9 protein-coding genes are annotated in these 8,125 nt (G+C 40.4%); 1 reads left to right on the forward strand and 8 read right to left on the reverse strand.

Annotated elements, in window-relative coordinates:
* The 8 genes from AAF462_07750 to aroA form a co-directional block, all read right to left on the reverse strand.
* Positions 1–1,091, reverse strand: a 1,091-nt coding sequence (locus AAF462_07750) for a cofactor-independent phosphoglycerate mutase (GenBank protein MEM7009010.1), incomplete at its 3' end; no start/stop codon positions are given.
* Positions 1,092–1,137: 46 nt separating this feature from the next.
* A complete protein-coding gene (lipA, locus tag AAF462_07755; GenBank protein MEM7009011.1) occupies positions 1,138–2,121 on the reverse strand; it encodes a lipoyl synthase in 984 nt (327 codons plus the stop codon).
* 26 nt (positions 2,122–2,147) lie between these two features.
* On the reverse strand, positions 2,148–2,531 hold the full coding sequence (locus AAF462_07760) for a LapA family protein (protein ID MEM7009012.1): 384 nt from the start codon (positions 2,529–2,531) through the stop codon (positions 2,148–2,150).
* A gap of 19 nt (positions 2,532–2,550) precedes the next feature.
* Positions 2,551–3,021, reverse strand: coding sequence for an HIT domain-containing protein (locus AAF462_07765; protein MEM7009013.1), 471 nt, complete (start codon positions 3,019–3,021; stop codon positions 2,551–2,553).
* A gap of 2 nt (positions 3,022–3,023) precedes the next feature.
* Positions 3,024–3,896, reverse strand: coding sequence for a signal peptide peptidase SppA (gene sppA, locus AAF462_07770; protein ID MEM7009014.1), 873 nt, complete (start codon positions 3,894–3,896; stop codon positions 3,024–3,026).
* 11 nt (positions 3,897–3,907) lie between these two features.
* Positions 3,908–5,590: a 30S ribosomal protein S1 gene (locus tag AAF462_07775; GenBank protein MEM7009015.1), complete on the reverse strand. Its 1,683-nt coding sequence runs from the start codon at positions 5,588–5,590 to the stop codon at positions 3,908–3,910.
* An 85-nt stretch (positions 5,591–5,675) separates the two neighbouring features.
* The gene (gene cmk, locus AAF462_07780; GenBank protein MEM7009016.1) at positions 5,676–6,344 is read right to left on the reverse strand and encodes a (d)CMP kinase; all 669 of its coding nucleotides are present in this window, start codon (positions 6,342–6,344) and stop codon (positions 5,676–5,678) included.
* Between the two features lie 38 nt (positions 6,345–6,382).
* Positions 6,383–7,672 carry a 3-phosphoshikimate 1-carboxyvinyltransferase gene (gene aroA, locus AAF462_07785; protein MEM7009017.1) on the reverse strand — a complete coding sequence of 430 codons (1,290 nt, stop codon included), beginning with the start codon at positions 7,670–7,672 and terminating at the stop codon, positions 6,383–6,385.
* Positions 7,673–7,763: 91 nt separating this feature from the next.
* On the opposite strand from aroA, the gene AAF462_07790 reads away from it, so the two are divergent.
* On the forward strand, positions 7,764–8,125 hold a 362-nt coding region (locus AAF462_07790), incomplete at its 3' end, for a hypothetical protein (GenBank protein MEM7009018.1).

An 8,125-nucleotide genomic window follows, 5' to 3' on the forward strand; every position in this document is an offset into this window, starting at 1 on the left:
GAGTTATATATGGCAAATGGAACCGGCTCATTAATATGAGTTCTAATATCTATAGGGGTTGGGTGATCTGACATAACTAGAATTTTATAATCTCCAAACTTCTTTATGCCATCCAGTACTCTGCCCACGACCCTGCCGTCAAAATCTTCAACTGCCTGAATTTTAAGCTTTGCATCACCCATATGACCGGTCTCATCGGTGGATTCGATATGAATCATTGTCAAATCCAGTTCGTTGAGAGATTCTAGTGCATAATCAACTTTGCCTTCGTAGTTTGTGTCCAGATATCCAGTCGCGCCCGGCACATCTATGACTTCAAGCTCTGCGTATTTTCCTATTCCTTTAACCAGATCAACAGCAGATATAACTGAGCCAGTAAGACCATAGAGCTCTTTGAATGTAGGCATTGTTGGAGCAACTCCCTCTCCCCAAAGCCATATACTAGTCGCTGGGTTCTTGCCTTCTTGGATTCTTTTTTTATTAACTGGATGTTCTTTTAAGATTTCTCTGGATTGTTCAATCAGCTCATTTAGTTTCTCAGAGCCTCCTCCGCTAGGTACATGAGAAGCTATTTCTTTTCCTGAAATATCGTGCGGGGGTGTAGTTACAATTTCCTTATTTCCCCCCGTCCATACCAGTAAGTGTCTGTAGCTTACACCCGGGTGTAGCTTAAAATTGTCTTCCTCAAGCTCTTCTTTAAGAGACATTACTAGCTCTTTTGCCTCTTCATTGGAAATGTGACCTGCGCTATAATCCTCCATTATTGTGCTGCCGTGCTGCTCAGCTAATGTCACCAGGTTACATCTAAGCGTTACATCTGTTGGACCTAGTGAAACTCCCATGCTAGCAGCCTCAAGAGGAGAGCGTCCCGTATAATAAATCATAGGGTCATAACCGAGCACCGTAAGGTTTCCTACGTCACTACCCGGTGGTAGGGGGTCTGGTATGGTTTTTACCATTCCAAACTTTGTGGCACATTTGGCAATCTTATCTAAATTAGGTGTGTTTGCTACCTCTAGTGGGGTTTTTCCGTCCAGCTCTGGCAGCAAATGGTCCGGCATTCCATCGCCCTGCAGTATTACATACTTCATAGAGCAAGATGTTAAATGCTTTTAAGGATTTATCAAGGTGTTTATTTTATATAACGCTCAAATTTTGAGCTTGATCAGCTTCAATTTGAGATGAATTATCTGCATTTAGTTTGATCGCCTGCTTTTCGGCATGATATGAGCTTCTCACAAGCGGGCCTGCCTCAATATGGGGTATTCCAATAATGTTTTCACCGTATGCTTTTAGTGAATCAAACTCCATCGGGTGATAGAACTTTGATACCGGTAGGTGGTCGATTGTTGGCTGCAGATACTGGCCAATAGTTACTATATCGCAGCCTACTTCTTTTAGATCCCTAAGTGTTTGAATGATTTCATCCATTTCTTCACTTAGTCCAACCATAATGCCTGATTTAGTAAGCATAGACTCATGACCGTGCGCTTTACTGTCAGAAAGTAATTTTAAAGACCAAGCGTAATTTGCCTGCGGTCTTACTGAGCGTTTTCTTCCGCTTTGTGTTGTTTGCTGAAGCCTATAGAGCCTTGGTACAGTTTCAATGTTGTGGTTTAAAATCTCAGGACGCGCATCTAATATTAATTTAAGCGCATCTGAGTCTCCTTTGAAATCTGGAATTAGAACTTCGACATTTACATCGGGATTATATTCTCTGACTGTTGTTATAGTTTGAGCGAAAATCTTTGCGCTGTCATAGTTTTTATCATCTCTGTTCACAGATGTAATTACAACGTGACTTATATTTGCATTGTTTTGGGTCAGGCTTTTTACAGCTTGCGCCACGCGCTTAGGCTCTTCCCAGTCTAGCTCGGGGCCCTTACCTGTTTTCACATGGCAAAAACCGCAGCTTCTTGTACATGTATCGCCCAAGATCATAAAAGTGAGCGTTCCCGCGCTCCAGCACTCTCCGATATTAGGACAACGAGCTTCCTGACAAACTGTGTGCAGGTTCAGCTCTTTAGTCAAATTTTTAAGGCGGACATAATTGTCACCTGCTGGCAACTTTGCTTTTATCCAGCCTGGTTTTCTTATGTTTGGTTTAGCTGCATTACTCATATCACTTAGTATAACTTAGTTCTTTATTATGAAGGAGATGAAAATGGGTTTGACCCGCCCTCATCGCTTCCGCTCTCGGGCGCAGGAGCCGGCTGAGCTGCTGGCGTGTTCCTACTCTCTGATAGCTCAGCAACTTGGGCTTCAAGCTCTTTTATTCTTCTGCTCTTTTGTCTTGAGTCAGATCCCGCGGATATAAACTGAAGTGCTCCAAAAATGATTGATACCACTACACCTAAGACAAACGCTGAAAGGATGAGCACCACATTTTGAGTGATATAAGGACCAACCATGTATTGGTTTAGATCCATCTGTAACTCAAATTTGTGAGTGAACACATCAAGATTTTGAGTATATATAATGGCGAAAAAAATAATTATTAAAACTATGATTAGTAATCTTATAAATCTCATAACTCACCTCTCAGTTAGTTTATATTTCTTGTATTAATGTTTCGTATGTATCTTCTAGATACTCCGGCATAACTTTAACATCTGCAATCAAAGGCATAAAGTTTGTATCACCGCTCCATCTGGGAACGATATGGAAATGAAGGTGATCATCAATCCCAGCGCCGCCTGCAGTACCAAGGTTCATGCCTACGTTAAAACCGTCTGGTTTCATAACATTTAAGATCTCAATACATTTTGTTGTCAGATTCATAAGCTCAAGCCTTTCGTTTTCATTCAGCTCAGACATATTGTTCGTATGTCTGTAAGGGACTGCCATCAGGTGCCCATTTGAATATGGATAGCGGTTCATGATTATAAAACTACTCTCACCTTTATATAAAATGAGGTTTTCTTTATCTTTTCCTTCCTTTGGCTTGTTACAAAAAATGCATCCCTCATTTTTTTCCCCGGTTATATATTCAATTCTCCAAGGAGCCCAAAGCGTCTTCATATTCAGTTAATTATATCGACAAGATAGAAAAGTCCAAAACGGCCCCTTGTGGGAACACCTGATAATATTGTCGTATCAATTTTAGAGTTTAAAAAATCTTGAAAGCTAAATTTTTTCTTTGGAAAATTTTCTATTGTTGGTTTACCGTCAATGCCTCCAAGATCAGCTGCTTTGCTTACCGCATCGTTTATGGTTCCTAGCTCGTCTATGAGCTTAAGATCAAGCGCCTGCTCGCCAGTGAATATTTTCCCGTCAGCAACTTTGTCAATTTCTTTACTGTCAAGACCTCTTGATTCTGCAACTGCAGATTTAAACTGTGAATAAACATTATCAATTAGTTCTTGAAGATACTCTCTGTCTTGCGGAGTCATTTGTCTAAATGATGATCCCACATCTTTATACTTGCCGCTTTTAATGACTTCAACGTCTACCTTCGCCCATTCAAGAAGTTTTTCGTAGCTTGCAAATTGTGCGATTACGCCAATACTTCCAGTGATCGCCCCGGGGTTTGCATATATTGTTTCGGCTGCACAGGCTATATAGTATCCGCCGGACGCACCAACATCTCCAATGCTGGCAACTATCGGCTTTGTTTCTCTAAGTTCTTTTAGTTCGCTATAAATTTCCTGTGAAGGACCTACAGACCCACCAGGAGAGTCTATTCTCACAACAATAGCTTTTATTTTATTATCTTTGGAGATGGTTTCTATGCTGTCTAGGTATGTTTGAGAGTCTAAGATAACATCGTGGACTCTTAGTACAGCAACTTTATCACCAGATGTGAAACTGCCTTTACCGGAAAAGAGCAATGCAGTACCAATTCCAGCAACAAATATAAATCCTATTAGAAAAAGTATGACTATTGTAAGGAACAAGCCCCTCACGTTTAGACTACCTCGTCTTTATTGATTGAATTTAACTTCTCGCTAAGAAGATCACCAAGAGTTGCGCTTGGTTCTGCTTGTGATGAATTGAAATCAGACACTCTTTCTTTCTCCTGCTGTTGGGTGTAGCGTCTAACACTTAAGTTGATCTGTCTGTTTCTTCTATCAAACCCAGTTACCTGGGCAGTTATTTCATCTCCAACACTTAGTTTTTTAATAGCGTCGTCGTCTCTTTCTTCACTTAGCTCATTAGCCCTAATATAACCCTCAGTATTTTCATCAATCTCAACTACTACGCCGCGGTCTCTGATCTCCTTCACTTTACCAGTAACTCCAGACTTACCCTGTTTGTACTTTTGCTGCGCATCCTCCCAAGGATCTCCTGAGAGCTGTTTAACCCCTAAACCTACTCTCTCATTTTTCTCATCAACATTAAGTACAACAACCTCTATATCATCGCCTTTCTTGTATTCCTCTTCAGGGTTAACTCTTCCTGCCCATGAGATGTTGTCTGGTCTTACAAGCCCGACAATGTTCTCGGCAACTTCTACAAAAATACCTCTGTCAGTAACGTTACGGATTTTCCCTTTCAGAACGGTCTTTGGTGGATTTTCATTTTGAAAAGTCTGCCATGGACTAGGCTCGATCTTTTTTAAACTAAGAGATATTCTTCTATTTTCAGGGTTTACATCAATTACGATAGCATCAACCATGCTTCCTGCTTCAACTATTTCCTTTGGATGCCTGAATCTTTTTGTCCAAGTGATCTCAGAGACATGAACAAGTCCTTCTATGCCTGGCTCTAGTTCTACAAAAACTCCAAAATCCATAAGTGATGCCACTTTACCTTTAATCTGAGATCCGGGTTTATATTTCTCACTAACAGAATCCCAAGGATCTGGTGTTGAGGCCTTTAGACTGAGTGTGACTTTTTCCTCGCCCTGAATGTTTAGGATTTTAGTAGTAATATCTTGGCCTTGGGTAAGCACATCACTCGGGTGGTTTATTCTTCCCCACGAAATCTCTCCAATAGGAATAAATCCTTCAAGACCGCCGAGGTCTACAAAAGCGCCTTGGTTGATCATGTTTACGACCTTACCCTGAACCTCAATGCCTTCTTGTAGTTTTGAGAGAGTCTCTTTTTTCATGCTCTCTCTTTGTTCTTCCAAATAAACTCTTCTTGATACGACAATGTCTCTGTTAGTAAACTTGATAATACGAACTTCAATATCTTGACCAACAAATTTGTCTAAATCGCCCTGTGGTCTAATATCGAGCTGAGATGCGGGAAGAAAAGCTCTAATTTCTGTAGTCTCTCCAATATCTGTTATAAAACCGCCTTTAACTTTTTGTTTTATTATAGCTTTTATGAGCTCTCCGCTATCGAATTTATCCTGAATTACTTTGTTTTCTTTAATTAGTCCAGCTTTTCTCTTGGAAAGACGAGGAAGTCCATGGTCATAGCGCTCAAGCATTACCTCAACTTCATCGCCAACTTCAACCTCTAATTCACCGCTTTTTCCGAAAAATTCTTGAGTTGGAGCAACTCCCTCCGATTTAGAACCGAAGTCAATAAACACATCATCCTTATCCACCCTTACCACTACACCAGTGAATAATTTCCCCTGATCGGGGGCATTCATACTTTCATCTACTAGTTCTGCAAAGTTTTTCTCTTCTACCATAGCCCTGCCTTCTATTAATTAGATCTAATCAAATTTACCGGTCGATTTTCATTGTTAGAATTAGAATTAGGTAGTGTAGGAGTAGTTAATCACCTTTAACATCCGTAATAATTCTGTTAATAACTTCGTCGGTATTAAGATTCGTAGTATCTATTATTACTGCATTCGTAGCCGGATGCAAGGGAGATTCTGAGCGCTCCATGTCCTGTTTATCCCTTAATTCTATATCTTTTATTAACTTATTTATGTCTATTTTAATGTTGTTTTCTAACAGTTGTTTCTCTCTTCTAATTGCTCTTTGTTCTAGAGTCGCGTCTAAATAAAATTTATAATCAGCCTGAGGGAAAACATATGTTCCCATGTCTCTTCCCTCTACCACTAAGCTGCCGTTTACACCTATCTGCCTTTGCAGCTCCACAAGTTTTTGCCTGACCAGGCTTTTTGTTGCCACATCTGATGAGATTTTTGAAATCTCTGGGCTTCTTATCTCTTTTGTTACATCCTCACCGTTAAGCCTAGCTATTAGCAAATTATTATCTCTGACAAAATCAATTTTTGTACCGTTCAGTAGGTCTGAAAGTTCTTTTTCGCTATTAATATTTACGGGCCTCCTCTTAACCTGAAGTGCAACTGTTCTGTACATCGCTCCTGTGTCCAGATACAAAAGATCTAGATCGTTTGCCACAGATTTGGCAACTGTGCTCTTGCCGACTCCTGAGGGGCCGTCGATAGTTATTATGAGACCTTTTTTCATTATGATTTTTTGTGATATTTAATACTAGGATAATTCATTTAACGCCTAAGTTCATCAATAACATCAAAAAAACCAGGATAAGAAACAGAAACACAGTCCGCATCATCAATTTGAGTCTCGCCCTTAGCCCTTGTTGCCGCAATGGCTATTGACATAGCTATTCTATGATCCCCCCAGCTTCTGCATGTAGCCCCTGTTAAAGAGTCAGTTCCTTTAATTGACATGCCATCATCATATTCCTCTACCTCTACCCCCAGCTTGCCTAGCTCAGATGCCATTGCATGGATTCTGTCAGTTTCCTTAACTCTAAGCTCTGCGGCGTCATTAATTACCGTCTCTCCTTGTGCAAAAGCTGCAGCAACTGAGATAAGCGGCAGTTCATCAATTGCTTTGGGGATAAGATCTCCTCCAATTCTCGTTCCATGAAGCTCACTTGATCGAGCAACTATATCCCCAACCGGCTCTCCATTTAGATCTCTTTCATTTTCAATACTTACATTGCCGCCCATGGCTTTTAGAATTTCCACAATTCCCGTGCGAAGAGGATTTATGCCTACGTTTTTAATTAGAATATCTGAGCCCGGGGTGATTAATGCCGCAACCATAAAAAATGCTGCAGAAGAAATATCAGAAGGCACAATTATTTCTGCAGAACTTATGTTACTAATTCTACTGATTTTTATTGTGTTGCCGGATTTTTCTATCGGTACTCCTAGATAACTCAGCATACGCTCAGTATGATCTCTTGATGCCTCTGGCTCTATTACCTCTGTCTCGCCATCAGCATACATTCCGGCAAGAAGGATTGCCGACTTCACCTGAGCGCTAGCCACAGGCAGCTCATAGCTAATCCCGGTCAGTTTTGTACCAGTAATTGTAAGAGGTAATTTATTTCCGTCCTCATTTCCTGTGATCCGAGCACCCATTTTCGTAAGTGGATCCACCACTCTTTTCATCGGCCGTTTTTGAAGATACTGATCCCCTGTGAGTGTTGATGTAAAATTTTGTCCACTTAATAAGCCTGTTAGCAATCTTGTGGTCGTGCCTGAGTTGCCGCAGTCAATTATTTCTTTGGGTTCAGAGAGTCCATGGGCTCCCCTACCATCTATCTGAACATCAGTTCCATTAATATTGATTGAAATCCCAAGCGCCCTCATTGCATTAGCGGTAGACAGCGTGTCGTCTGAGATTAAAAAATCTTTTACCACAGATATTCCATCACCCAATGACCCAAGCATTAAGGATCTGTGTGAAATAGATTTATCTCCAGGTGGAGTAATCTCTCCTTTAAATGGGGAGCGGCTGCCAGTTATTATTTTACTAGTCATATCGATAGAATTTGATAATATATTTGAAAGTATTTTGCCTGATAATCATCGTACTTAAAATTTTATTGTATATATTGAGAACATGACGACTATGAAAATTCCATATATATCAACAATTTTTTTGCTCATATTCTTATTCACGCCTCTTAGTAGCACAACTGCTGAGCTATGTTCTCAGTGGAGCAAACCTAAAAAAGTAGGGGTAATTGATCACAATCTTATTGATGAGGCAAGCGGAATCGAAGCTTCAAGGAGATTTCCTGATAGGCTTTATCATATTAACGATTCCGGTGGCGGTCAGTACTTCTACATAACAGACCAAAAGGGAGACAATACGCAAAAAATAAAAATTAACGGAACTGGTGTTAAACGTTCTGACTTTGAAGATATAAGCGTAGGCAAGTGTTTTGATAAAACGTGCATCTTTATCGGTGACATCGGTGACAACAAGGC

Source organism: Thermodesulfobacteriota bacterium (assembly GCA_039028315.1).
GTDB lineage: Bacteria > Desulfobacterota_D > UBA1144 > Nemesobacterales > UBA2774 > CR02bin9.